This is a genomic window from Actinacidiphila bryophytorum, from assembly GCF_016916835.1.
Lineage (GTDB): Bacteria > Actinomycetota > Actinomycetes > Streptomycetales > Streptomycetaceae > Actinacidiphila > Actinacidiphila bryophytorum.
The window spans coordinates 160,579-185,123 of the sequence record NZ_JAFFIX010000004.1 but is presented as its reverse complement, the minus strand read 5'-3'; the positions used below and the strand labels follow the sequence as shown (position 1 = coordinate 185,123).

The following is a 24,545-nucleotide window of genomic DNA, read 5'->3' as shown; positions in this document are numbered from 1 at the left end:
GCGGCATGATCCGCCCCGTGGACACCAACCTGGAGTACCTGGAGACCGAACGCCTGACCCTGCGCCGCTTCACGGCCGACGACGCGGACCTGCTGATCGAGCTGGACAGCGACCCCGCGGTGATGCGCTTCCTGTCCGGAGGCGAGGCGACGGCCCCCGAGACCGTCCGCGAACGCCATCTGCCGTCCATCCTCGCGGGGTACGCCAGGTGGGACGGCGACCTCGGGCTGTTCGCCGCGTACGAGAAGGACGGCGGGGCGTTCGCCGGCTGGTTCTGCCTGCGCCCCGAACCGGACGGCCCACGCGACGAGGCCGAACTCGGCTACCGGCTGCGGCAGGCGTCCTGGGGCAGGGGCTACGCCACCGAGGGCTCACGCGCCCTGCTGCACAAGGGATTCACCGAACTGGGCATGCGCATGGTCTGGGCCGAGACGATGACCGTGAACCGCGGTTCGCGCAACGTCATGGAGAAACTCGGCATGACGCTCACCGGCACCCTCCCCACTCCTGCCGACATGGCGCGGGTCGAGGGCTCGGAACACGGCGGTGTCCGGTACGAGATCACCAGGAGTGCGTGGGAGCGGCGCTGACCTCCCCCGAACGGCTGTCACCGTGAGCGGGCGTTGTCCTGTGCCCGCTGCCCCATCAGGTCCCAGAAGCGCCTGAGCTCGCCCGTCTTCGTGTTCCGCTGCCATCTCGCCTCGGGGTGGAGCAGGGAGCGGGACCGCGACACCAGGGTGGACTGCGCGCGGCAGAATGCCTGGCTCAACTCCACCCGGTGTCCGTCGAGGCCCCTGGGCGGGTACGGGCACAGGTTGAAGCCGCAGTCGTCCAGGCAGTTGGAACCCGCCTGCGACTCCGCCGTGCGGACGACGGTGCGGCTCGGATCGAGCGGGCTGCGGTCCCGGGTGAGGCAGGGAGGCAGGTCGGGGCGGTCGGTGAGCCGAAGGCGCCGCAGCCGGTCCTTGGGCCAGTCGGCCCGCTCGGCGAGGTTGAGCAGCACGGTCACGTCGCCGAGCAGCTGCTGGGCGCGCTCGTGCAGGGTGCTCCAGCCGGTCGACGGCGGGATCCACAGCTGGTGTTTGCGGTCCTCGCCGTGTTCTGAGGTGTGCGAGCCGACATGCGCGGCGACACCGCACTCGTCGATCCACAGGAACCGCTCGGGCTGCCGGGACTCCAGCGCCCAGACGCACAGTTCCGCGGCCGCCTCCACGAAGGGATGCCGGCGTTCCCCACCGGGGAGCGCCAGCCACTGGTGCACCTGCTCGGCCGGATCGGAGCCGTGTCCGTGCGCGGGGCGCGTCGCGTGAGCGCCGTCAGGCACGTTCCAGAGGGTCAGCGCGTGCAGCAGCGTGAGCTGGGTGAACCAGAAGCGACTGCGTTTGAGCATGTCCCAGGCCTGCCCGGCCAGGTACTCCCGTGCCTCGGGCCGGGCGTGCGGATGGCGCCGCCTGCGGTTGGCCGCGTACTTGAAGCCCTGGGCCAGGGCCACTTCCACGGTGAGGTCGAGGGGCGGCGCCTCGTCCCCGTCCGGCGCACCCACCCGCCGGACCCAGGCCTCAAGGAACGCGTACGGGGTGTCCCGGTGGCGGTGGGTGGTGACCGAACCCACGAGCATGGGGACCAGCCATGCGCACATGGTGTTGTCCCGCCAGTCGTTCTCCTCCGCCTCCCGCTCCTCCGCCGCCCGCCGGCGCTCGTCGTGCCGCTGCCCCTCCCGCTCCCGCAGTTCCCGCTTGATCCGGCCGACCCCGCCCTCCGCCCGGCGCTGTTCCCTGGTTTCCTGCTCCGCGACGTGTTCCGGCTGCTGGCCGTCGTACAGCTCCAGCAGCAGATCCGTCTCGCTCCCGCGCTCCAGCCGCCGGCCTGGGACGACCCGCGGTCCGCGCAGCCGGGACTGGAGCGCGGCGAAGGCCCCGTCGCCACCGGACCCGATCTCCTGCGCAATGGCCACGCGGATGGGATACGACGGCTCCTGGCACGCGATGTCGAACAGTTCCAGGTAGGCGGGCTGCAGGGTCTGTCTGCGGACGACGCCGCGCATCGCCTCGCCGAAGCGGGACACCAGCAGCGCCTTGGCCGCTCGCAGGGTGCGCGGGTCCCTGGCCAGCAGGTCCGGCCACGAGGTGCACAGCCGCATCGCGATGAGGTGCTGCTGCGGTTCCGCGTCGACGCTGTCGATGACCAGGGCCGCCGCGTACAGCTCCAGCGCGTTGGTGTGCAGGGTCCGTTCGAAGATGACCTGCGCCTGGGCGGAGCCGTCTGCGGCAGCCCGCCCGCCGCCGACGGACTCCGGCCCCCGCCCCGTGGCCGTCTGCGCCCGGCAGGCGGCGTTCAGCAGCAGGTCGCGCGAGGCCGACACCGGGCACCAGGAGTCGCCGGCGTCGGCTTCCCCGTGCACGCACGAGCCCTCGACCGTGCGGGAGTGGAGCACCATCGCGATCAGCAGTTCGCGCCCAGGTCTGTCCAACGCCGCGGGGAAGAAGGATCTTTCGGCCGGCTCGGCGGGCATTCCCGGGTGGATCACCGCGTTCATGAACCGGGATCCGAGATGGGCCTGGAGGACGCTGTGCTGGAAGCGGACGCGGTCCCCGGCGAGTTCCGCCAGACCCATCCTCGCCCCCCACTGCGCCGCGAGGCGGATGTCCAGCCGGCTGTCCTCGACTCTCCTCGCCAGTTCCCTGACGATCTCGGGGTAGCGGGGGCGCAGCGGGTCCTGCTCGTCGATCACGTCGGCGAACCGCACGTCGGAGGAGTCCGATGCCAGTCCTGCGCATGCCAGGGCCGACAGGTAGTGGATCGCCGCACGCCGCTCGTCCGGGCTGAGCGGCAGTTCGGGATGGAGATCGCCGCTGATCAGCGCGTTGAGCCAGGTGTCGATCAGATGGAGGCGGAGCGCCGCCCGGTCCCCGCCGCGGGTCTCCAGCGCCTCCGCCTCGGCGTGCCCGGTCAGGGCGTGCTCCAGCAGTCCCTCCTCGTGGAGTTCGCGGGCGATCTGCAGGTAGGTGGGCGCCTCGGCGATGCCGGCCATCTCGACGATCCAGTCCAGCCGCTGCCGGTCCTCCCACCCGTTGCCGGAGGAGATGTACTCCAGAGCCGCATCCTCGCTCAGCGGTTCCAGGTCGGTGAGCGACGCGTCCATCCCCCGGAGCGAGTCGTGCGGCCGTGAGGTGATGATCAGCGGCAGCCGCTCCTCGTTGGCCCGGCGGATGGCCAGCCGGATGATGTTGTCGCGCTCCTCGGCCAGTTCCTCACCGGTCAGCGCCTCCTCCAGCCCGTCCGCGAGGACGACGACGCGTCCCTGCTGGCACAACCGCCGCCACACCTTCTCCCCCTCGGCACCGGAGCGGATGTGGCCCTGCACTTCCCGGGAGAACCGCTCGGACGCCATCTGCAGGAAGTCCAGGCCGCCCTCGACCCCGCGCAGACGCAGTGGGATGGGCACGGCGTTGCAGCCGGCGAGCTGCCGGGTCAGCAGCACGACCAGTGCGGTCTTGCCGGTTCCGATCCCTCCGACGACGACGTGCGTGCGGCGGAAGCGGCTGTCCTGCAGATCCGCGATGAGGACCGCGCAGAGCTGGTCCCGGCCCACGACCTCGCCGAAGATGTCGCCCGCCGTCTCCACCAGTTCGTGCGGGGCCTCCCGGGCCTTCCTCAGATACGCCCTGCGCACCCGGCTGAACCGGAAGAAGAGGTAGGCGACGGTGACGAGGGCGAGGGTGAGGAAGGGCATGAAGACGTTCTGCAGGACGCCGCAGGAGAAGCCGCTCTCGCTGCACTGCCCGTCGATCCAGACCATCGGCGACCAGAAACGGCGGTCCCGCGCGCCCTTCTTGCCGGCCAGGGTGTAGACGGCCTCGGCCGCCAGGAACAGCATGACCACCGCCCCCGCGAAGGTCAGCGCCAGCAGGGGCAGATACCACCCGCTCTTGCGTACCCGCCACCTCCGGGCCTGGTCGTAGGCCCCCTGCCTCCTCCACGCAGCGCCTCCGCCAACCTTCACCCTGTCACTGTTTCCTCGCCCGCCCGGCTTTCGGCGGCAGCCGGGCAACATTCACCCGCGCGGCGCAGTCATGTCTATGCGGCACGATATCCGGTCAACATATGACATACAGGTCTTGTCCGCGCGAGTGCACCCTGGAGGTCCGATGTCGGCCGGGTCCGGCTTTCCCCTCGTGTACGTACGGGGGTTCGCGGGCGGCACGCCCGGCATCGACAAGGCGGTGACGGACCCGTTCTACGGGTTCAACGAGGGCTCGACGCACGTGCGGGTGGGAAGCGGCGACGAGCCGCTGTTCTACCAGTTCGAGGGGCCGCTGCTCAGGCTCCTCGCCGACCACGACTACCAGATCCTCGTCGAGGGCGGCCAGACGGCGTACCTGGACCGGCACGACCGGGTCCCGCCGACCAGCATCTGGGTGCACCGCTTCTACGACGTCTCCGCCGACACCTGGGGCACCAGTCCGCAGGACTTCAGTCTGGAGAACGCGGCCCGCGACCTGCTCGGCCTGATCCGGACGCTGCAGCAGAAGACAGGGGCGCCGCGGGTCCACCTCGTCGCGCACTCCATGGGCGGGCTGATCTGCCGCTGCCTGCTCCAGAAGATCATCCCGGACGAGGGCGGCGACCCGCGCGACCACGTCGAGAAGCTGTTCACCTACGGCACACCCCACGGCGGCATCGCCTTCGACGTCGGATTCGGCACCCTGGAGCGGCTGCGGGACGCGCTGGGCATCGAGGGCGCCGACATCTTCGGCCCGCACCGCATGTACGAGTACCTGACCCCGGAGGCGCAGCGGGATCCCGGCGGTCCGCCCGAAGGCTGGCAGGCCCGTGAGATGCCCACAGGACCGGGCGCACTCCCGCTGGACAAGGTCATGTGCGTGGTCGGCACGGACTCCTCGGACTACGACGTCGCGCTCGGGCTCTCGGCGGACGCCGTGGGCGTCAGGAGCGACGGCCTGGTCCAGATCGAGAACGCGTACGTGCCGGGCGCCCACCGCGCCTACGTGCACCGCAGCCACAGCGGGCGCTACGGACTGGTCAACTCCGAGGAGGCCTACCAGAGTCTGCGGCGCTTTCTGTTCGGCGACCTGCGGGTGGACGCCGACCTGGTCGGGCACCGGCTCCCCGGCGCCGACCAGGACACGACGTGGCAGGCCGAAGTCCGCCTGTCGGTGCGGGGGTTGCCGGTCGTCCTGCACGAAAGGCTCGCAGCCCACTGGTGCCCGCTCCAGTTGTCGGCCCCCGGCGATGACGGAAGCACCGACGGTGCCGTACGGCTGGCGACCACCTTCCTGTCCAGCCGACTGCCGCCGGCCGGCACCGACACCCTGCGCTTCTCCCTGCAACTGCGGGTGTTGGCGGTCCGCCAGGGGCAGCACCGGCTCTTCACCTTCCGCGACCACCTGGAGCAGGTCCGCGACTTCGACGACACCCTCATCGTCGACGTCACGCCCTCCGACGCAGCCCCGTCCGCGCGGGCCGCCTGGAACTCCCGTATCCCGGGGAGCATCCGCGACTACGAAGCCGCCGGTCCGTCCCTCCTGGACGAGAACCCCGAGCCGGGCACCTGGACCGCCCTCGTCCCCCTGCCCCCCGCGGCCTCCGCCGCCCCGCTCCTCGGCGAGGGGGCATGCGTGCGCCTCACGGTCACCGCCTGGGGCTGACGGCCCCTGGCTCTTCAGCCCCCGGTCGGGTCGACCTTGGCGGCGATGGCTTCGAGGGCGGCGAGGTCCTCGGGGGTGAGGCGGTCGACGAAGTGGCGGCGTACTGACGCCAGATGGGCGGGGGCGGTGTCCTCAAGGGTGCGCAGGCCCTGCGGGGTGAGGACCAGGATGCAGCCGCGTCCGTCCGCCGGGTCCGGGTCGCGGCGGAGGAGGCCGCGGGACTCCATGCGCGTGGCATGGCGGGACAGCCGGCTGCGCGACCACCCCATCTTCGCCGCCTGCTCGTGCAGCGGACCGGCGCTGCCCGGGCGCTCGGAGAGAGTGCTCAGCACTTCGTAGTCCGCTTCCGACAGCCCGTGCTCGGCCAGGTCCTGGGCCGTGCGCACCTGCACGGCGGTCACCATGCGGCGGTACGCGCGCCAGGCGCGCTCCTCCTCAGGGGTCAGCCATCGGGTGGCGGCCCCGTGGCCCGAGGATCTCGTTGACATGTAACCAATCTACCAGGTAGCTTCGTTTCTATGTCAACGAAAAGGCCGCTCATCCTCCTCCTCGTGTGCAGCACCCGCCCCGGCGCCCTCGGCCCGGCGGTCGGCAGCTGGCTGGCCGAGGCGATCACCCCCCGCGCCCGCGAACTCGGCGTGGACCTGATGCCGCTGGCCCTCGGCGACCTCGGCCTGCCCTTCCTCGACGAGGAGGAGCACCCGTCCGCCGGCCTCTACCGCCACGCGCACACCCGGCGCTGGAGCGCGACCGTCGCAGCCGCGGACGGCTTCGTCATCGTGACGCCCGAGTACAACTACGGGATGCCCGCGACGCTGAAGAACGCGCTCGACTACCTGGGACCCGAGTGGGCCTGGAAGCCGGTCGGCTTCGTCAGCTACGGCAACACCTCGGCGGGCACCCGCGCGGTCCAGCACGCCAAGCAGGTCGTGACCACACTCCGCCTGGTGCCCGTCGGCGCCACCGTCGCGCTCCGCATCGCCGACGCCGTGCACGACGGGCAGGTCCGCCCGGACGACGCCCGCGCGGCGGCGGCCGTCGGCGTACTCGACGAGCTGGTGCGGGTCGCCCAGGCCCTGCGGCCGATGCGCGAACGCGCCGCCGCGGACACGGCGCCGGGGCCGCTGCCGGGCTCGTACGTACGGCCCCTGACCCCCGCCGACGCCCCCGAGGTCACGGTGCTGCAGCGGTGCTGCTGGGTGGACGAGGCCCTGGCCAACGACACGCTGGCCGTACCCGCCCTCCACGAGCCGCTCGAAGAGGTACGCGCGGGGCTCGCCGCATGGCAGGCCACCGGCCTCTTCCTCGACGGGCGGCTGCTGGCGACGGTGCGCGCCCGCCGCGACGGCGACGACTGGCACATCGGCCGGCTCGCCGTCGCCCCCGACCTGCGCGGGCGCGGCCTCGGCCGGTGGATGCTGCGTACCGCCGAGTCCGCGGCGGGCGGCGGCGAACGCCTGGTCCTCACCACCGGCGCCGCCAGCCGCCGCAACATCGCGCTCTACGAGAGCGAGGGCTACCGGCCGATACCCGGCGGCGACCCGGGAACGACCCGCCTCGCCAAGACCCTCCCGGCCGCGGCTCCCGTTCACTGACCGGGCCGGTTCCGCCCGCCGGCGCGGGTGTCAGGAGGCGAGGCGGTTCAGGGCCGCGGTGGCGACGCCCTCGACGTACGCCGGGTCGTCCGTGGGCTGACCGGTCAGCTCGACAACGGCGACCCTCGTGCCGCTGCGCAGGACCGCGACACCGCCGGTGGCGGTCCCGTCGCCGTTGTAGGACGGGTACCAGTGGCCCGTACCGCCGCCCGCGGTGAGGGTGTGGGCGGCGCCGTAGTGCCAGTGGCCGGCCGGCTCGTCCTGGCAGTCCCGCACCAGCGCGTCGAGCCGCTTCACGTAGGCGCCCGCCGAGGTGCCGGTGGCGGCGCTCGCGGCCGACTCGGTCAGCAGGCTGCTGTCGGTGTCGAAGGTCCAGGTCACCGAGGCGTACGCGGTGGCCTTGCCGTTGGTCAGGTCCCGCATCGCCTCCTCGCCCGAGCACGCCGAGAGCGCCTGGCGCCCGGACAGTGCGACGGTCGCGGCGACCGGGGCGAGGCCCTGCTGGAAGAAGTCCTCGCTCTGGAGGAGGGCGGCGGAGCCGAGTCCGGGAGCGGCGACGGCGGCGACCGGGGCGGCGGGGCGCCGGGCCGCCGGGTGGGCGGCGGCCGACTGGACGCCCACGACGCCGACCGCGACCAGCGCGGCGGTGAAGCAGGCCGCGGCGGCGGCACGGCTGCGGCGTACGGACCTGCGGCGTACGGACTCGGGCCGGACGGACTCGGGCTGGACGGACCGGTTCTCGGACATCTGGCTCTCCCTGCTGGTCGGGACGCCTGCTGCGTCCTCGTGCAACCGGGGAGATGACGCCGGCGGAGCGAATGTTGGAGCCCTGACCGGCTGTTTCACAGCTGTGACAGAGCGGTCCTGACGATGCGGGACATCGCGTCCGCGCCCAGGCAGGCGTCGACCTCCAGCACCGCGTAGTGGCTGCCGCTGCGGAGGACGGCGATGCCGCCGCAGGGCTCCGCGCCTTCGGGAGCCGTGCCGCCGGTGTTGAGGGACCCCTGGTAGCTGCCCATCCAGCTGGCGCTGACGCCGGGGGCGAGTTCCAGCGTCGTGGTCCTGCCGTAGACCCAGTGGCCGGGAGGTGCGTCCTGGCAGGGGACCTCCTCCAGCAGCAGGCGCTGGGCGAAGTTCTGCGCCAGGGCCGGGTTCTGGGCCTCCGCGGCGACCTCGCGGGCGACCTGGTCGGCGTGGTCCACCGCCACGGTGGGGTCGTCCGGGTCGGTGCGGGTGCCGGTCATCAGCCCGCGGAAGTGGGCGCCCGGCCCGCCCAGCGTCTGGCCGAGCGTCTTCTCCCCCGCGCAGGCCGCGTTGGCGTACACGCCGTCGCCGAAGCGGTCCCTGGTGCGGATCGGGGCGGTGATGCCGACCGCGCCGAACGCCGCGGGGCCGAGCAGGTCCGCGGTCGTCACCGGGCCGGTGGCGGGCTTGGGCGAGCCGGAGCCGGCGGTCGTTCGTACGTGGGCGGACGCGCCGCCGGTCGCGGGGGCCGCCGCTGCCGGGTGCGGGGAGCCGGGGGGCGGTGGCAGGACGAAACGCCCGGCCGCCAGGCCGCACGCGGCAGCCGCCACGACGGCGGCGACGGCGTACCGGGGCCGGACCGCACAACCGGACCGGGCCGCGTACCCGGACCGGGCGGTACCGCGGCCGCGCCCCGCCGCGGGGGCGCCGTTCACCGGCCGCCGGCCAGCCGCTCGCGCATGAAGCGCCGCGCCTGGTGGATACGGTCCTTGACGGTGCCCAGCGGGGCGTCCAGCTCCTCGGCCACCTGGACGTACGTCAGGTCGCCCAGGTCGCGCAGCACGAAGGACTCCACCAGGGCGGGGTGCTGCTGCTCCAGCGCGGTGAGCGCCTCCATCAGGTCCAGCCGGGTCCCGGCGATGACGCTGGTGGTCCGCGGGTCCACGGACTCGGGTACGTCCGCGTGGCTGTCCTCGGCACGCCGGCGCATCGAACGGTAGGTGGCCCGGGCGGCGTTGGACGCGATCACCGTCACCCAGCCGAGGAACGAGCCGCGGCCGCGGTACTCGCCCAGGTGCGTGCTGATGGACAGCAGCGCGTCCTGCGCGGCCTCCTCGGCGTCGGCGTGGTGCGGCAGGAAGCGGGAGCAGCGGCGCAGCACCACCGGCCGCAGCTTGGCCAGCAGGTACTCCATCGCCCCCGGGTCACCCGCCTGGGCAGCCGCCACGAGCCGTTCCAGCTCGCCTTCCTCGAACACCCCGAGCCCCCGTCCTGTGCCTGCCTGTGCCTGTCGGCCCATGCCGCGTACCTGCCGCGTGCGTCCCACTCGCCGAACAGGTGTTTTCCGCCCCCCGCGGTTCCGGCAGAATGCTGCCACATGCGCAAGCTCGGCCGTTACCTCCTCCTGGACCGGCTCGGGGCGGGCTCCTTCGCGACGGTCTGGAAGGCCTACGACCCGGAGCTCGACACCGAGGTCGCGGTCAAGGTGCTGGCCGAGAACTGGGCCGCCAACGCCGATGTGCGCGAGCGGTTCCTGGCCGAGGCGCGGCTCCTGCGCCGGATCGCCAGCCCGCGGGTGGTCCGGGTGCACGACGTCGGCGTGCAGGAGGACCGGCCCTACTTCGTCATGGACTACGTACGGGGCGGCACCCTCGCCGACCGGGTCGGGCAGTGCGGCCCGCAGGAGGCGCTGCGGCTGGCCGCGGAGGCGGCCTTCGCGGTGCAGGTCCTGCACGAGGCGGGCGTGGTGCACCGCGACGTCAAACCGTCCAACCTGCTGCTCGCCACCGGCTCCACGCCCGCCGCGGTGCTGGTCGCGGACCTGGGCAGCGCCAAGCAGCTGGCCGACGCGTCCGGGCTGACGGTGACCACCGGCACACCCGCGTACATGGCGCCAGAACAGGCCTTCCAGACCGGCGGGTTCGACGGGAGGGCCGACGTGTACGCGCTCGCCGTCGTCACCTACGAACTGCTCACCGGTCAGAAGCCGTTCGGCCCGGGCGGACGCGCCACCGCCCTGATCACGGACCAGCCGTCCGCGTCGACGCTGCCCGCGCCGCCGGCCGGCCGGGAACTGCCGCCGGGCACCGCCCTGCTGCTGCGGACCGCGATGTCCGTCGACCCGGCGGACCGGCCGCCGACCGCACAGGCCTTCGCGGACGCCCTGCTGGCACCGGTCCCCCCTCCCCGGGAACCCCCCAGGTGGCTGACCCTGCGCGCGGTCAGCCTGGCGTCAGGTGCGGTGTTCACGGCGACGGCCCTGCTGAGCTGGCTGCTCCGCTGAGCCCCCGCACGGGCCGTTTGTCACCGCTCTGGAACAGCCGCCCAGGGCTCCAAGACCATCGCCCAGAACGGCGGCCGCCAGGGCCTGCTCGAGAGCCTCCACCTCCCGGACTTCCAACCCGGCCTGGCCCTCCCCAGCGGCCCGGCGGCCGGCCGCGACGACCTCGGCATGGTCATGCGCACCGGGGCGGGCGGCGGCGGCGACCCCGGAAAGGGGCTTTTCCCGTTTCCGAGTCGGTAAAGGGGCCTGCGAAAGGTAAATCACTGCGGCTGCCGAACAAACGACACACCATTTCTGGCGCAGCATCCGGGAATGTCGACGAGAAAAACACGGTGATCTTGCGCGGGTACGAGCAGCAAGTCAATCAGGACATCGCCGAGATCGCGGCCGGGCGGGCGGAGTTCCGCGCTTCATCAACAACCCGGACGCGATCCTGAAAGCCCAGGCAGTTTACGATGGGACGTACTGATGACTGACTACAACCTGCTCGTCACCGAGCCCCTGAGCACCAGAGTCGTTGCCGAAGCACTCGCCCAGTGCTTCCGGGTCCCCGTGAGCGATGTCGACGTGGCTGACGAGAAAACCGACCAGAACACGCGGCACTGGGACGCGATGGTGCTCTGCGGGACGGAAACCCTCCGGGGCGATGTGCGGACGTCCCTGGACATCTACGTCAGGGACAGTGTTCAGCCGCAGCCGAGTGTGCCGGAACTCGCCGCCGCGCTCGCGCGGATGCTTGGTCACTCGGTCCTCTACCCGGCGGAGGAGTTTCTGCAGGGCGTCCCCAGTCTCGCGGCGGCTGACGGTACGGTCACCCGTGCCCGACTGCTCGACCCGGGCGAGGACCCGCACGATGAAACGGCCGGCTACAAGGTCGATGCCGTCGAGGCCCCTGTTACCGACCTACCGAACGCCCAGGTCACCCGACTTCCCGAAATCGTGCGATACCAGCGGAAGCCCACTCCGACCAGCGACCGGTTCGCCACGGCTCTGGACGCCCTGGGAACGGGCCGAACCGACGACATCGGCGCCCAGTACCGGACGGCCGCAGACTGCTTGGGGGCGTGGGAACAGCTCGTACAGACGATGGCGGACGCTTGGGATCCCGCGGGTTGCACGACGCGGCCTGGTGGTGGACCCGCCGCCCCGACCCCCTCCCCTGGTAGCCCGCCGGAGTCGGCCGTACCCGGGCGGGCGGGCCGTTGGGCGGGCCGACTTCGCCTCGGGGCCTTTACCCGGGATCCGGGGCAGCGCCGGCGTGGGCGGCGAGGACGCGCCAGGTGCCGTCGACGTGCACCCAGGTGCGGGTGTAGCGGAGACGCGCCGTGAAGGGCTGTCCTCCCGCGGTGCCCTCAACCCCGGCCAGTACGCGGGTGATTCCGGTGGAGCCCACCACGATCACGTCCAGGTCCTGCTGGTCGAAGACCTCGACGGCCAGGGTCCGGGACCTGTGCGCTGCCAGGTCCTCCTCCTTCGTCATGCTGCTGCCGTCCGGTCCCGTGTAGACGACGCGGTCGTCCAGGAGCTGGTCCAACGCCTGCACATCACCTGATCGAACGGCGGCCTGCAGCCGCTGCTCGGCCTCGTGGAGGGCGGCTTCAAGAGCCGCCTGGTCCATCCCCATCCCGATCCTCCCTGCCCTGCCGGCCTGCGGATCTCCACCCGTTCGCGCCGCAAGCCACCGCTGGCCCAACCATAACCAGGGCACGGGACGTGCCCGGGCCTCTCACGGCGAGCCGTTCGTCAGCAGCATGTGGAAGGTACGGTCCCGGTGGATGAACGTAGCGGTGTCGCTGTCACCTCCGTCGAAGTACACCTGCCGCAGCGGCTCCTCCTCCTCATCGCCGTAATACCCGGTGTAGCGCAGGAAGTCCGGGCTGACTGCGGCGAAGGACCACGCCGGCCCGCAACAGCGGCCGTTCGCAGTGCTGGTCGTCATACCCGTCCGCCAGGTTGTACCACCCGCGGTCCCGGTCGGCGGCACGCATGAGCTGCTCGAACAGGGCACTGCGCAGGAAGGCGCGCAGGACAGCCTGCCGGTTGTCCGCCGTGACGGGCACATCGCAGACCGCCGTAAGCAGCAGGGTGTTGCTGTTCACGGCGTGATCGACGCCGGACAGGAAGGCGTCCACAGCGTCAGGCTCAGGACCCGGCGGCGGTGCCGTGAAGTTCGGGCCATCCATGACCACAGTCTCCGGCCCGCCCGCCGCGGGCTCAACGCCTTTCCGTACGCGAGGGTCGATCGCTTGTTCGCGGCACTGCCCAGGCTCGCTCTTCCCCAAGCCCTGCTGCGCAGTCGGGGGCGCAACGCCGGGTGCGACGAGGCCGGGCGCGACGAGGCCGGGCGCGACATCATTTCTCCCGGGATTCTGTGCTCCGACCACCTCAAAACCTGTTCCGGCTGATCCAGAATTTAGCCGGACGCGCGCACAGATTTACTTTCGCGGCGGCCGTAATGGAATTACTCGGCCCGCTCGGCCCGCTTCGACGTGCTACTGTCGTCCCAGTTGCAGTTGTGGTTCCCAGTGCTTCAGGTTTTCGGCCGGCGTTCGCGCCACTGAAAATTCCTGGTAATTTCCGGTCTTTTCCGGTCGGGATAATCATCGCGGCGACACGGTATTCGCATCGTGCGGATGCCGGTGCACTGCCCCGAAGGAGAATGACATGAGTTCAGGTACCGTGAAGTGGTTCAACGCGGAAAAGGGCTTCGGCTTCATCGAGCAGGACGGCGGCGGCGCTGACGTGTTCGCCCACTACTCGAACATCGCCGCCCAGGGCTTCCGTGAGCTGCTCGAAGGCCAGAAGGTGAACTTCGACATCGCGCAGGGCCAGAAGGGCCCGACGGCCGAGAACATCGTTCCCGCCTGACGCGCCTGACACAACTCGCTGCTGGGGCCCGCATCCTTCGGGGTGCGGGCCCCGGTTGCGTTCCCGCGGCGACGAAGCTGTACGTCGCCACACCCGACGTGCCCCGAAGGGGCGGAGGAACACACCCCGGCCGTCCTACGGCCGAAGCTCCCCGGTGACGCGTCACCATCGCGGCCGCCTTTCCGCAGGCGCCTCGCATACCGCACGCGGTCAAGTTTCTCTCTCGCGTTCCACCCGGCCAATTCTTGCGATTCTCCGCGCTGCTCATCGCTGCGGAAATTCCTTGATGTGTGCCGCATCAAGGAAGGTTCCGTATGAACCGCACAGGCACGAATCGCCGCTCCTCCCGCACCCGTGATGGCAACGCCGGCTCGGGGAAGAGCAGTCACTCCGGCTCGCCGAGGGCGGGCCGTCCCGGCGGTCCGGCCCGTTCCGGTGGCCGCGGAGTCATGCGACCCGCCCGGGCGCAGGGCGAGTTCGCCCTCCCCCGGACGATCAGCCCCGCGCTCCCCGCAGTCGAGGGGTTCGCAGACCTCGACATGCCCGGAACGCTCGTGGCGGCACTTGGCTCGCAGGGCGTGACCGTGCCGTTCCCGATCCAGGCGGCGACGCTTCCGAACTCCCTTACCGGTCGCGATGTCCTGGGCCGGGCACGCACCGGCTCGGGAAAGACGCTCGCCTTCGGCCTGGCCCTGCTGGCCCGTACAGCCGGGCGGCGTGCCGAGGCCGGACAGCCGCTCGCGCTGGTCCTCGTACCGACCCGCGAGTTGGCTCAGCAGGTCACCGACGCGCTCGCCCCCTACGCCCGCGCCGTGCACCTGCGGCTGGCCACGGTCGTGGGCGGGATGCCGATCGGTCGGCAGACGGCCGCTCTGCGCCATGGCGCCGAGGTCCTCGTCGCCACGCCCGGGCGCCTCAAGGACCTGATCGATCGCGGCCACTGCCGACTCGACGAGGTGGCCGTCACGGTCCTCGACGAGGCCGACCAGATGACGGACATGGGATTCATGCCGCAGGTCACCGCCCTGCTCGACCAGGTGCGGCCCGGAGGGCAGCGCATGCTGTTCTCCGCCACCTTGGACCGTAACGTCGACCTGCTCGTGCGCCGCTACCTCCACGACCCCGTGGTGCACTCCGTCGACCCCTCGGCCGGCGCGGTCACGACGATGGAGCACCATGTGCTCCACGTCCACGCCGCCGACAAGGACGCGGCCACCACCGAGATCGCCGCACGCGACGGCCGCGTGATCCTCTTCCTGGACACCAAGCACGCCGTCGACCGCCTGACCGAACGTCTGCTGAACAGCGGGGTGCGGGCCGCGTCCTTGCACGGCGGGAAGTCGCAGCCGCAGCGCACCCGCACGCTGGCGCACTTCAGAACGGGTCATGTCAGCGTGCTGGTGGCGACCAACGTCGCCGCGCGCGGAATCCACGTCGACAACCTCGATCTCGTCGTCAACGTCGATCCGCCGACGGACCACAAGGACTACCTCCACCGCGGCGGACGCACAGCCCGTGCCGGCGCGTCCGGCAGCGTCGTCACCCTGGTCACGCCCAGCCAGCGGCGGAGCATGGCCCGCTTGATGGCAGCGGTCGGCATCGTTCCGCAAACCACGCAGGTCCGCGTCGGCGAAGAGGCCCTGCATCGCATCACCGGCGCACAAACCCCCTCCGGCATCCCCGTCATCATCACCGCGCCGACGGTCGAACCGCGCCGCAAGCGCGGCGCCGCCTCACGCGGCCGACGCCGGCCCGCTTCGGCCGCCGCGCCCTACGCCCGCCCGGGCGGCCGAATCCGGCGTGGCGGCCTGGAGCCTTCGTGATCAGGAAGATCAGGAAGAGCAGGAAACCGACCCATCACTTCCCTCTCCTCCGTCTCTGCGGGCGGCACCTCTTGACACTGGTCCGCATGCACCCGCCGATGCGCCGCCGGACGCTCGAAGAGCGCGGCAGCGACCCGGGCGCGTTCGCTCTTTCCCACTGAACGCCCCCACAGCCCCGTACTGCACCACCCGGCCCGCTCCTTCCCTGTGAGGCATCATGCGCTGTGTCATCGCCCGCTTCCCGTTCGACCTGACCAAGAACGGCGTGCTGGAATCGATGAAGGGTGTCAAGCCCGAACTGGTCACCGACGACCTCGACCTCGTCATCATCGGACGACACCACTACCCGGCCAAACAGGTCGGCCAGATCATCACCCGCCAGGACCGCCGTGACTTCAGCGCCGTGGAAGTCCTGAGAGCCATGACCCGCCTCGGCTTCACCTGCCGCCCGCACCCCACCGCCGGACCCGCTCCCGTGGCCGACCCCTACCAGCGAGCTTCCGCCATGCTCGGCAGGCAGCAGCCCGTCCGCCTCGCCTACGGTCGGATGTGAGCCCGGCGGGCGGTCAAGCAGCCGTCACGGCCGTCGCACCGCTGTGCCCGGGGCGTTCCGCCGCCCGGTGAACCGCCGCTGGACGGACCGTACTTGGGCCGACACGTGTCTGCGCCTCGGAGCGCTCGGCCCGTCCGGCAGCCGAACGGCGATCAGGCCGAGGGATTCGACTGGCCGTGACCGCGCAGTTCCTCGTTGATGCGCTGGGCGTCCTCGAGCTGATCCTCAAGGATGATGATGCGGCAGGCCGCCTCTATGGGCGTGCCGGCGTCGACGAGTTCGCGAGCCCGGCCGGCAATACGCAGCTGGTAACGGGAGTAGCGGCGGTGACCGCCTTCGGACCGCAGCGGGGTGATCAAGCGGTGTTCACCCAACGCGCGCAGGAAGGCCGGCGTGACACCGAGCATCTCGGCAGCTCGGCCCATGGTGTAAGCGGGATAGTCGTCGTCGTCGAACTTGTCGGCGGCGCTGGCACTGCTAGGGGGCACAGACCTCTTCTTCCGGGGACGCATCGAGGGGCCCGAGCGCCTTACCGGCGCTCGGGCCCCGAGCTTTCAACACCATCTACCGGTTGACTGCACCGGCCTTCTTCTTCCGCAGGCCGCCCACGGGGGGTGGGGCTGCGGGGATCGCGGTTGCGTGACCGGGGACCACCTTCCAATCCGGGGCCTGCGGTACCCGGGCGGACATCGTCCCGACCCGGGCGATCCTGATGGCGTTCTGCTCCTTACCTCTTCGATCAACGTGCACTTGCCGGCAACGCTACTGCTGTGCGACCTCCGAGTCGCTCGGCCCGGCAGCCAGCGAGGGAACCCTCCTGTATCTGGCTCCGCCACTGCACTGCCGGACCTCTCCTGCATTGAACTGCTTGCGCGGCAGTTCGTCCCTGCCGCGCCTCACGGACTTTCAGGCCACGCAGAAGACACTAACCCTCCTCGGCGTCAATGTCTACCTCAGCCGCTACAGATTTTCTGCGGCGTCGGAGCGCCATAGTGTGCAGCTCCGAGATATGGAACGGCTCCCCGCCGGGCTGAAGCCCTGCGCTGCGGGCACAGGCCTGCCCCGCAAGGTGGCCATCGTCCGCAAGCAGCCCGGACAACGCGGCTTCCACGTCCGTCCCAAGCGGTCGGTCGCTGTTCCATCCGGAAACCATCTGCCTACGCGACTCCACTCGGCGGCTGCGCCTGACCGGCCCCGTGACCCACCCAGCACGTGGATGTGCCCGGGCAGCCCCTCCGTGTGCGGGTGCGGAGGACACGAGATTCGAACTCGTGAGGGGTTGCCCCCAACACGCTTTCCAACTGGCCGTACCCGGGTCCGGCCAGGGCCAGGGAAGTCCTGAACTGCGGCGGAGCTCTCGGGACGTCCCAGTGCGGACGGGGCTGGACGAAGGTGAATGCAACCAGAACTGCAACCGGGTAACGGGCCGACTTGGGATGCAGGGGGCACAGCGGGTTCTCCCTGCTACATCGGCTCGGGTGCACCTGCCAGCCGCTGCTGCTCCTCGACGATCCGGCGGGCCAGCGAACCGTCGGAGATGTCGACGGCGTCGGGTGTCGCATCAGCGACGTCGCCGCGCCGCGCATAGGCGTCGAACAGCCGGGACTTGCTCTCCAGGATTCCCAGCAGTCGCTGGTCCACGCCGGTGGTGGCCAGCAGCCGTTGAACCTGGACGGGGCGCACCTGTCCCATCCGGTGGGCGCGGGCCACTGCCTGGTGCTCGATGGTGGGTTTGACCTGCGGCTCGCAGATGATCACGACGGACACGGCCTGCAGGTTCAGGCCCACCCCGCCGGCGTCGATCTGGGCCAGCAGTACCGCTTAGTGAGAAACGCCGTGGCTCGGCGCGGCGGCGGAGGCTACCTTCGGACGATGCGGATCCTGCATCTCTCCGACACTCATCTCGACCGGTCCGGCGGGCCTGACGCTGACGGGGCCGACGGTACTGGGGCACTTCGTCGGCTGCTGGCCGAGCTGGGCCACCTGGACGACCTCGATGCGGTTGTAGTCACCGGCGATGTTGCGGACGACGGTTCCCGCGAGGCCTACGCGCGGGCGAGCGAACTCCTTTCCGGCTACGCCGGCCGACGAGGCGCGGAGGTCTTCTACACGACCGGCAACCATGACGAGCGCATCGCATTCGCGGACGTGCTCGGCAGTGGCCACGTCCGGCCAGAGACGGTGTATGGGGGAGGGGCGGGTGAGCGGGCGGGAGTAAGCACCGTCGGCGGATGGCGGCTGATCACGCTGGACACGCTCGTACCGGGTAAGGGCTACGGGCGACTTGACAGCGACCAACTCGACTGGCTCCGCGAACTACTGGTCACATCCGCACCGGCGGGCACCGTCCTGGCGTTTCACCACCCGCCGGTTGCCCTGGACGTAGACGTTCAGCGGGCGCTGGGCCTGCAGAACAGTGCAGAGCTGGCCGAGACGATCCGCGGGACGGACGTCCAACTGATCCTATGCGGGCACTTCCACCTGCAGATTCTGGCGCGCCTGGAACAGGCGACCGTCTGGGTCACGCCCGGCGTCGTCAGCCGCATTGACTTGACCGCCCGCCCCGGGACCGAGCGTGCCGTTCGCGGCCCGTCGGCCTCTCTTGTCAACCTCGGAGCGCCCCACGGGCCGCTCATCCACACCCTTCACGCCCGAGACCCGCGCATGGGCGAGACCGTCTACGAAGCTAACGAGGAGGAGATGCACGAGGTCATCGCAAGGCTCGGCCCTGCACAGCTGGCCTGACTTGGGTCCGGAGCCCTGCTGGCTGACGGGCTGCTGCGTCCTCACTTGGGTGCCGTGCTGGATGCGGGGCCGGGGCGGGCAGCCGGAGGCGTACTGCCACCGGGCCAAACTGGACGCCGTCCGCTACGCCCTGGCCATCGTCAAACGCAGTGACGACCGGAAGGGCTTCGTGGTGCCGCCCAAACGGTGGATCGTGGAGCGCACCAACGCCTGGCTGATGCGCACCCGACGCCTGGGCACGCGACTACGAACGCCGCGCCACCAGCGCCGAGGCGATCGTCTACTGGTCGATGAGCCTGCCCATGACCCGCCGCCCGGCCCGGCCACACCCTTCCCGAGCATGAACCGGCCAGGCCGCGGTTCGGCCGGCCAGCCCCGCGCAACCAGGCGTTTCGCCTTCGACCGCAAACCCTCCACCCGTGCCGGCACCACGTCCATCCCGAACGCTGCGGCCATCTCCTGGCAGGTCAGGGGCACTTGATGCAGCCGGGACCGGTCCGCGAGGACCTGCACGATCCGTTGGTAGCCCACCGGCAACCGTCCATTCCTGCCATTCCAGCTCAGCCGCAGCCAACTCGGCCTGGATCCGATCGGCTTCCTCCCGCAACCCGTCGACACGACGGCGAGCAGCGAGCTCATGCTGTTCGAGCAGTCCGACAACTGACGGCATCCAAGCCTCCCAGGCCAGCGACAACCCGACAGACCACAACTCCCACCGAGTCACCGTCCCTATGCCTGACCAGGCAAAACGCCGCCCTCAAGCTCGGAACGACAACCCTCTCACCGCCTTCCCCCGCCAGATTTGGCGGCAGAGTCTTCCCCGACCGCACCGCTTTGATCCGCCTGGTCGGCGCCGTCCTGGCCGAGCAGAACGACGAGTGGACTGAGGCCCGCCGCTACATGGGGCTCGATCTGCTGGCCAAGGCCCACCACCCGATCGAGTCAGAAAACCACGAGACGGTCCTACCCACCGAACTCACCGCATAGCGTCACAGACGAGATCACCGAGTGGCCGTCGATACACCACTCCAGCAGACGTGACCAAGCGTTCGTCACGATGCGGCGGGCCCCTCGGGCGTCCGGGACGGCAGATCAGCACGCCCGTCGCGCGGGGACGGCAACCCCGTCTCGGTTCTGCTCGTCACCGCCGCGTCGGCGCGGGCGATGGATCCGGACGGCGGGGCTGCGACGAGAGTGGCGACTGCGATGACAGCCGCCGCGAAAGTGAACGACCACGGTATTCCGCCGGACTGATCGACGATCAGTCCGGCCAGCGCACCGCCGACCGAGTTGGCGGCCATGGGAACGGTCACCAGCCAGGTGCCGGCCTCGTTTCGCATACCGGCCGGCACGATACGTCCAACGATCGCCGTGTACACGGTCAACGTCGGGGCCACGGTGATACCGGCCACTGCGAGCGCGATGCCCAGCGCCAAGGGGTTCGGCATGACGGCCAGTAGTGCCGTGGTCAAGCACACGGCGCCGAGCAACCAGGTGAACTGCCTTGGCAGCGGGGCGTGCGGCTGCGCAATGCCATACCCGAAACCTCCCAACGCAGAACCCAGACCCCATGTGGCGAGCAGGACCCCGGCCAGCTGCTCGGCGCCCGTCCCCGCGTGCTCGGCGGCGAACGCCGGCACGGTCACGCCGATTGCCCCGAAAGCCATCCCGAGACCGCCCACGCAGACCAGCATGACTGCGAAACCGGGCACCACCAGCGGACCCAGCCCCCGCGTCCTGTCATCCGGTGAGGCAGGTGGCTGGTCGCACACGACCGGGCTACGTGCCAGCAACAGCGTGCCGGCCGCCGTCGTGATCGCCGATCCGGCGATGGCGGCGGCCGGGGAGGCAAGCAGCACTGCGACGGCCACCAGCAGCGGACCCGCCACGAACACCAGCTCGAACAGAGAGGTCTCCACGGCCAGCGCTGCACCACGCAGATGCTGCCGGGCAGTGCCGTCCCCGGTGAGGGCGATCCACGCGCTGCGGATCGCCGACGTCAACGGCGGATAGGTAGCGCCTGCGCACACCGACGCTGCGCAGATCAGCGGCAGCCCCCCGCAGTAGACGGCGAACAGGAACGCAACCAGGCCGAGCGGATGGGCCACCGCGGACACGCGCAGCACGCGTGCCACGCCCAGCCGATCCGCCAGGCGTCCGGCGACCGGACTGACAGCGGCTCCGGACAGCGCGTAGCTGCCGGCGGCGAAGCCTGCTGATGCGTAACGGCCGGTGGCCTGGGCGACCGACAGCAGCAGGGCCAACGGCGTCACCCCCGTGCCCAGACGGGCGATCACGCCGGCCACCAGCAGCAACGGCGCCCCCGGCATCCGCCACACCGCCACGTAGCGCCGCAAGAACCCTCCCTACGCCGTGTCCGCAGACCGGGACGGGAACGAGAGCGGCTCCCGCTTCGGCGTCCTGCGTCCGTCCGCCTCCACGGGCGGTGCTGCATCGCCGACACTGCACATCTCCGGCGGTCCAGGCGGGGCGGCCGCGGTCAGCCGGACGGCGATCTCCTCGGCGGTCAGCACGAGCGCGAAGCCCTTGCGCAGAACGGCGAGTTCCGGTTCCTGCCGGGACTCGTCGTCGGTGGCCGTGACGTCGGATCCGAAGACGACCTGGTAGCCGCGCTCGTACGCCTGCCGGGCTGTGGTCCCGCAGCAGTAGTTGGTGAGGGTTCCGGTGACGATGACCGTGTCCCGGCCGAGGTTGCGCAGCAGGGTGTCGAGCGGTGTGTCGTAGAACGCCCCGTAGGAGGGCTTGCGGATCAGGATCTCGTCGGGACGGCGGCCCATCGGGCCCCATACGGCGGAAGTGCCCGGTCTGCGCCAGTCGCTGTCCGCGTGGGGCATGAAACGCAAGGCGTGCGGCCGGTCCAGTCCTCGATGGGTGTCGTCGAAGATGGTCCAGATCACCGGGACCGAGGCCCCCCTGCAGTGGTCGACCAACCCCCTCAGCCGGGGCGCCATCCGGGTCGCCGCGGGGACCCAGTACGGGCTCGATCCGGGTTCGACGAATTCGTCCTGCATGTCGATGACCAGCAACGCCGTCCGTTCGGGCCGTATGTCGAACGATGCCCGGCCGCTCTCGTAGGCGGTGCGCGCCCGCGCTGTCACCCACTCCTCGCTGTACGCCATGTTTCGCCTACCTCGTTTCGATGTACCTCGATTCGATGTGTGAGAATAGCAATATGCTCGAGCTCGCGATACTGGGATTCCTGGCCGAGGGACCGCTGCACGGCTACCAACTTCGCCACCGGATCGCCCGCCTGTCCGGCCACGCCAGGCCGGTCAGCGACGGCAGCCTCTACCCCGCGATCAATCGGATGGTGAAGGCCCGGCTGCTCGCACGGCGGACCGAACCGGGCGCGTCCGCCGCCCAGCGGCACGTCCTGAGCCTGACCGCCGCCGGCCACCGTGAGCTGCTGCGCAGACTGCGGGATGCCGACGGCCTGGAGATCACGGACAGCACGCGGTTCTTCACGGTTCTGGCCTTCCTCTCCCAGTTGCCCGACACCGCCGACCAGCACGCCGTACTGCGCCGCCGGCTGGACTTCCTGGAGCAGCCCGCGAGCTTCTTCCACGACGGTGACCGCCTGCAGCGTGCCGAGGACACCGACGACCCCTACCGGCACGGCATGCTCACCATCGCCCGCGCGACCAGCCGGGCGGAAAAATCCTGGCTCCGGGAGATGCTGGCCTGACGCGGCACGCCGTCCCCGCCCTGCGGCGGGGCCATTACCCCCGGTCGGCGAGCAGGTCCCAGACCTGCTCCAGGGCTTCGCCGGCAGTGTCAGGAAGTCCGTCCCCGCTGCCGAGTCGCCGGGTGACGGCACGGGCGAGTTCAGCGCGGTGCGGCGCCGTTGACTCCATCGCGCGGACCAGGGCGCCGCTCGTGTTCAGGCACGGCAGCACCGCGACCCACTCCCCGAGCGGTCCGGTCAGCGGGCCCGTGACGTCCGGCCACCGCCGCCGCACCTCGTCGTTGAGCTGGGGCAACTGCTCGATCCCTTGCCAGGTCGGGTCGAACGCACCGAAGTGAAGTCGGCCGACGCGCGCCACGACTACGGCACCAAGGCACATGGGACACGGGTGCAGGGTCGTGTAGAGCACGCTGCCGCGAGCGCGGTCCTTGTCCGCCGGCACCGCACGCAGCGCCTCCATCTCGGCGTGGGAGAGAAGTCCACGCGGTGACGTCCCGAAGCGCTGGTTGCGTCCGCTGCCGACGATGCTCCCCGCTGCGTCCGTCAGAACGGCACCGACGGCGATCCCGCCCTCGCGGTAGGAGTCCCAGGCCATCTCCAGGGCCGCCCGCCACGGCACGTCGAGCATCGACCACGCTTCGTGAGCTGGTCCCTGTATCGGCATGCCGCGATTCTTGCGCATCGACGCCGCCGAGGATGAGGCCGTCCGCGATGGACGCGGGCCGGGGAACTGCGCATCACTCCATGGAGTTGCGGCTGGTTCGCGGGCCGGTCAGAGCGAGCAGGACCGTCGCGGGCCAGTCCGGAGGCCAGGAACACCGCCGGGCGGTCCGGGAGGAGCCGGGCGAGGGACGGCGGGACGAAGACGATCCGCATGTCGGTGTCGCCGTGGGCGCGGTGGCGGTACGTGAAGACGGCGGGGGTCCATGCGGCCTGGTCGGCGGGGACGGTCGACGTACCGCCCTCGGTGGGAACAACGAGGACGCCCCCGACCGTGTACACCAGGTGCGCGTATGCGTGCGACTGCACCGCGCTCGTGTCCCCGGACGCCCCGAGGCAGCGGCCGCCGGACGGCCATATGTGAGGTCGAACCGGCGCTCCGGGGAGGTTGGCGGTGAACGGGCATTGGTTGGCATCGTAGCGATAGCACGCCAGATGGTGGCCTGGTGACACTGGCTGTGCGACATGGTCCTCGGTCGCGCGAAGCGCCCGACCGACCGCACCACATGCCTCAGGCAGTGCGGCCAGGTGCCGCGGCTTGAGAGAAGGAGAAGCACATGGCGACTTTCGTCCTCGTTCCCGGCGCATGGAAGGGCTCCTGGGCGTTCGAGGCGGTCGTTCCGCTGCTGGAGGGCGCCGGCCATGCCGTCCATGCCCTGACCCTGACCGGCCTGCGGCCGGACGACGACACCGCGACCGTCGCGACCGCCGGCCTCGACACACACGCCGACGACGTACTGCGGCACCTGAACCGCCACCAGATCACCGGCGCGACGCTGGTCGGCCACAGCTACGCCGGAATGGTGATCGCCGCGGCCGCCGACCGAGCGGACGGCCGGATCTCACGACTGGTGCACCTCGACGCCTTCGTACCGCGCGACGGCGAGTCGTGGTGGTCGTGTACGAACGACTACTTCCGTCAGGTGTTCGCGGCCGGCGCTGCCGCCACCGGCTACTCCGTCCGCCCGCCGGACGGCGGAGACCCCCGCCGCCGTCCCCATCCCCTCGCCTCCGTCATGCAGACCGTCCGGCTCACCGGCGCGCTCGCCCAGGTCCCTCGCAGGGAGTTCGTCTACTGCTCGGGCTGGGAGGACCGGACGCCGTTCGCCGGACTGCGCGCCCGGCTCCAGGCCGATCCCGGGTGGCAGGTCCACGACCTACCCACCGGGCACAACGCCATGCACGAGGATCCGGAGGCTGTCGCCGCACTCCTGCTCGGCGAATGAACCCGCCAGCCGTACTCCATCCGGGCGAGGAAGAAGTCCCGGACGTCCTCGGCGAGCAGCTGTGGCACCTCCATCGCGGCGAAGTGGCCGCCGCGGTCGAACCCCCACCAGTGCCTGACGTCGAACAGCCGCTCGGCCAGCGCCCGCACCGACTGCGTGATGTCGTGCACGAACATTGCCATGGCGAGCGGCACCGGGCACGGCACGCCCGGCCCGCGGGGTGCGACTCGGTGCAGCCGCGTGGAGTGAGCCGCGGTGGCGGTCAGCCAGTACAGCGAGATGTCGGTGAGCATCCGGTCGTCGCTGACTGGTGAGTGCGAGTCGGTCCACTGTGCGAAGCGCTCCGCGATCCAGGCCAGCCGGCCGACCGGCGAGTCGGTCAACGCATATCCG

The 24,545-nt window shown here is 70.9% G+C and carries 22 protein-coding genes and 4 pseudogenes; 13 read left to right on the top strand and 13 right to left on the bottom strand.

Translation table 11 applies throughout. The features are described 5' to 3' along the window. Window positions 1-5: 5 nt before the first annotated feature. Window positions 6-590 (top strand): GNAT family N-acetyltransferase, encoded by a 585-nt coding sequence (locus tag JT723_RS08195; protein WP_205043813.1) that lies wholly within the window; start codon window positions 6-8, stop codon window positions 588-590. A gap of 17 nt (window positions 591-607) precedes the next feature. Here the strand turns inward: JT723_RS08195 and JT723_RS08190 are convergent, their stop codons facing one another. Then, complete coding sequence (locus JT723_RS08190; protein WP_205043812.1) at window positions 608-4,003, bottom strand: NACHT domain-containing protein; 3,396 nt, start codon at window positions 4,001-4,003, stop codon at window positions 608-610. 145 nt (window positions 4,004-4,148) lie between these two features. Between JT723_RS08190 and JT723_RS08185 the strand changes: the two genes are divergently transcribed. After that, window positions 4,149-5,669, top strand: a complete 1,521-nt coding sequence (locus JT723_RS08185; protein ID WP_205043811.1) for an esterase/lipase family protein — start codon at window positions 4,149-4,151, stop codon at window positions 5,667-5,669. A 14-nt stretch (window positions 5,670-5,683) separates the two neighbouring features. On the opposite strand, the gene JT723_RS08180 is transcribed toward JT723_RS08185, so the two are convergent. Then, window positions 5,684-6,157 carry a MarR family winged helix-turn-helix transcriptional regulator gene (locus JT723_RS08180; protein ID WP_240165261.1) on the bottom strand — a complete coding sequence of 158 codons (474 nt, stop codon included), beginning with the start codon at window positions 6,155-6,157 and terminating at the stop codon, window positions 5,684-5,686. 30 nt (window positions 6,158-6,187) lie between these two features. On the opposite strand from JT723_RS08180, the gene JT723_RS08175 reads away from it, so the two are divergent. After that, a complete protein-coding gene (locus JT723_RS08175) occupies window positions 6,188-7,264 on the top strand; it encodes a GNAT family N-acetyltransferase (protein WP_205043810.1) in 1,077 nt (358 codons plus the stop codon). A gap of 30 nt (window positions 7,265-7,294) precedes the next feature. On the opposite strand, the gene JT723_RS08170 is transcribed toward JT723_RS08175, so the two are convergent. The 3 genes from JT723_RS08170 to JT723_RS08160 all read right to left on the bottom strand — a co-directional run bounded on the left by JT723_RS08170 (window position 7,295) and on the right by JT723_RS08160 (window position 9,527). Beyond that, window positions 7,295-8,011, bottom strand: coding sequence for a hypothetical protein (locus tag JT723_RS08170; protein WP_205043809.1), 717 nt, complete (start codon window positions 8,009-8,011; stop codon window positions 7,295-7,297). Window positions 8,012-8,106: 95 nt separating this feature from the next. Further along, window positions 8,107-8,838, bottom strand: a complete 732-nt coding sequence (locus tag JT723_RS08165) for a hypothetical protein (RefSeq protein WP_205043808.1) — start codon at window positions 8,836-8,838, stop codon at window positions 8,107-8,109. A 101-nt stretch (window positions 8,839-8,939) separates the two neighbouring features. Then, window positions 8,940-9,527, bottom strand: coding sequence for an RNA polymerase sigma factor (locus tag JT723_RS08160; protein ID WP_205043807.1), 588 nt, complete (start codon window positions 9,525-9,527; stop codon window positions 8,940-8,942). A gap of 78 nt (window positions 9,528-9,605) precedes the next feature. On the opposite strand from JT723_RS08160, the gene JT723_RS08155 reads away from it, so the two are divergent. After that, window positions 9,606-10,511 (top strand): serine/threonine-protein kinase, encoded by a 906-nt coding sequence (locus JT723_RS08155; RefSeq protein WP_205043806.1) that lies wholly within the window; start codon window positions 9,606-9,608, stop codon window positions 10,509-10,511. Between the two features lie 1,231 nt (window positions 10,512-11,742). Here the strand turns inward: JT723_RS08155 and JT723_RS08150 are convergent. Both JT723_RS08150 and JT723_RS08145 read right to left on the bottom strand, forming a co-directional pair. Then, entirely contained in the window at window positions 11,743-12,135 is a 393-nt protein-coding gene (locus JT723_RS08150; RefSeq protein ID WP_205043805.1) for a nuclear transport factor 2 family protein, read from the bottom strand. A 102-nt stretch (window positions 12,136-12,237) separates the two neighbouring features. Continuing rightward, window positions 12,238-12,450 (bottom strand): hypothetical protein, encoded by a 213-nt coding sequence (locus JT723_RS08145; RefSeq protein ID WP_205043804.1) that lies wholly within the window; start codon window positions 12,448-12,450, stop codon window positions 12,238-12,240. Between JT723_RS08145 and JT723_RS08140 the strand changes: the two genes are divergently transcribed. The 4 genes from JT723_RS08140 to JT723_RS08125 all read left to right on the top strand — a co-directional run bounded on the left by JT723_RS08140 (window position 12,437) and on the right by JT723_RS08125 (window position 15,755). Continuing rightward, the gene (locus JT723_RS08140; RefSeq protein WP_205043803.1) at window positions 12,437-12,916 is read left to right on the top strand and encodes a hypothetical protein; all 480 of its coding nucleotides are present in this window, start codon (window positions 12,437-12,439) and stop codon (window positions 12,914-12,916) included. The two genes, JT723_RS08145 and JT723_RS08140, sit on opposite strands and share 14 nt — an antisense overlap. A gap of 259 nt (window positions 12,917-13,175) precedes the next feature. Beyond that, on the top strand, window positions 13,176-13,379 hold the full coding sequence (locus tag JT723_RS08135; protein ID WP_205043802.1) for a cold-shock protein: 204 nt from the start codon (window positions 13,176-13,178) through the stop codon (window positions 13,377-13,379). Window positions 13,380-13,693: 314 nt separating this feature from the next. Continuing rightward, window positions 13,694-15,202 (top strand): DEAD/DEAH box helicase, encoded by a 1,509-nt coding sequence (locus JT723_RS08130; RefSeq protein ID WP_205043801.1) that lies wholly within the window; start codon window positions 13,694-13,696, stop codon window positions 15,200-15,202. Between the two features lie 217 nt (window positions 15,203-15,419). Next, complete coding sequence (locus JT723_RS08125) at window positions 15,420-15,755, top strand: SCO5918 family protein (RefSeq protein WP_205043800.1); 336 nt, start codon at window positions 15,420-15,422, stop codon at window positions 15,753-15,755. Window positions 15,756-15,907: 152 nt separating this feature from the next. On the opposite strand, the gene JT723_RS08120 is transcribed toward JT723_RS08125, so the two are convergent. Both JT723_RS08120 and JT723_RS08115 read right to left on the bottom strand, forming a co-directional pair. Further along, on the bottom strand, window positions 15,908-16,267 hold the full coding sequence (locus JT723_RS08120; protein ID WP_240165260.1) for a MerR family transcriptional regulator: 360 nt from the start codon (window positions 16,265-16,267) through the stop codon (window positions 15,908-15,910). Window positions 16,268-17,219: 952 nt separating this feature from the next. Next, window positions 17,220-17,576 (bottom strand): annotated as a pseudogene (locus JT723_RS08115) (C-terminal helicase domain-containing protein); the annotation flags it as partial. 51 nt (window positions 17,577-17,627) lie between these two features. Here JT723_RS08115 and JT723_RS08110 point away from each other — a divergent pair. Together JT723_RS08110 and JT723_RS36550 are read left to right on the top strand one after the other, a co-directional pair. Then, a complete protein-coding gene (locus tag JT723_RS08110) occupies window positions 17,628-18,500 on the top strand; it encodes a metallophosphoesterase family protein (protein ID WP_205043798.1) in 873 nt (290 codons plus the stop codon). A gap of 130 nt (window positions 18,501-18,630) precedes the next feature. Next, window positions 18,631-18,735, top strand: a pseudogene (locus JT723_RS36550) (IS5 family transposase); the annotation flags it as partial. Window positions 18,736-18,803: 68 nt separating this feature from the next. Here JT723_RS36550 and JT723_RS34940 read toward each other — a convergent pair. Next, window positions 18,804-19,170: pseudogene (locus tag JT723_RS34940) on the bottom strand (hypothetical protein); the annotation flags it as partial. 143 nt (window positions 19,171-19,313) lie between these two features. Here JT723_RS34940 and JT723_RS36545 point away from each other — a divergent pair. Then, window positions 19,314-19,424 (top strand): annotated as a pseudogene (locus JT723_RS36545) (transposase); the annotation flags it as partial. A gap of 128 nt (window positions 19,425-19,552) precedes the next feature. On the opposite strand, the gene JT723_RS08095 reads toward JT723_RS36545, so the two are convergent. Both JT723_RS08095 and JT723_RS08090 read right to left on the bottom strand, forming a co-directional pair. After that, window positions 19,553-20,857: an MFS transporter gene (locus tag JT723_RS08095; RefSeq protein ID WP_205043797.1), complete on the bottom strand. Its 1,305-nt coding sequence runs from the start codon at window positions 20,855-20,857 to the stop codon at window positions 19,553-19,555. A 9-nt stretch (window positions 20,858-20,866) separates the two neighbouring features. Beyond that, window positions 20,867-21,640, bottom strand: a complete 774-nt coding sequence (locus JT723_RS08090; RefSeq protein WP_205043796.1) for a cysteine hydrolase family protein — start codon at window positions 21,638-21,640, stop codon at window positions 20,867-20,869. Between the two features lie 53 nt (window positions 21,641-21,693). Between JT723_RS08090 and JT723_RS08085 the strand changes: the two genes are divergently transcribed. Next, window positions 21,694-22,206 carry a PadR family transcriptional regulator gene (locus tag JT723_RS08085; RefSeq protein ID WP_205043795.1) on the top strand — a complete coding sequence of 171 codons (513 nt, stop codon included), beginning with the start codon at window positions 21,694-21,696 and terminating at the stop codon, window positions 22,204-22,206. A gap of 34 nt (window positions 22,207-22,240) precedes the next feature. Here JT723_RS08085 and JT723_RS08080 read toward each other — a convergent pair whose 3' ends face one another. Next, window positions 22,241-22,870 (bottom strand): nucleoside deaminase, encoded by a 630-nt coding sequence (locus JT723_RS08080; RefSeq protein ID WP_205043794.1) that lies wholly within the window; start codon window positions 22,868-22,870, stop codon window positions 22,241-22,243. A 613-nt stretch (window positions 22,871-23,483) separates the two neighbouring features. Here JT723_RS08080 and JT723_RS08075 point away from each other — a divergent pair. Beyond that, a complete protein-coding gene (locus tag JT723_RS08075) occupies window positions 23,484-24,152 on the top strand; it encodes an alpha/beta fold hydrolase (protein WP_205043793.1) in 669 nt (222 codons plus the stop codon). The last annotated feature ends 393 nt before the right edge of the window (window positions 24,153-24,545 follow it).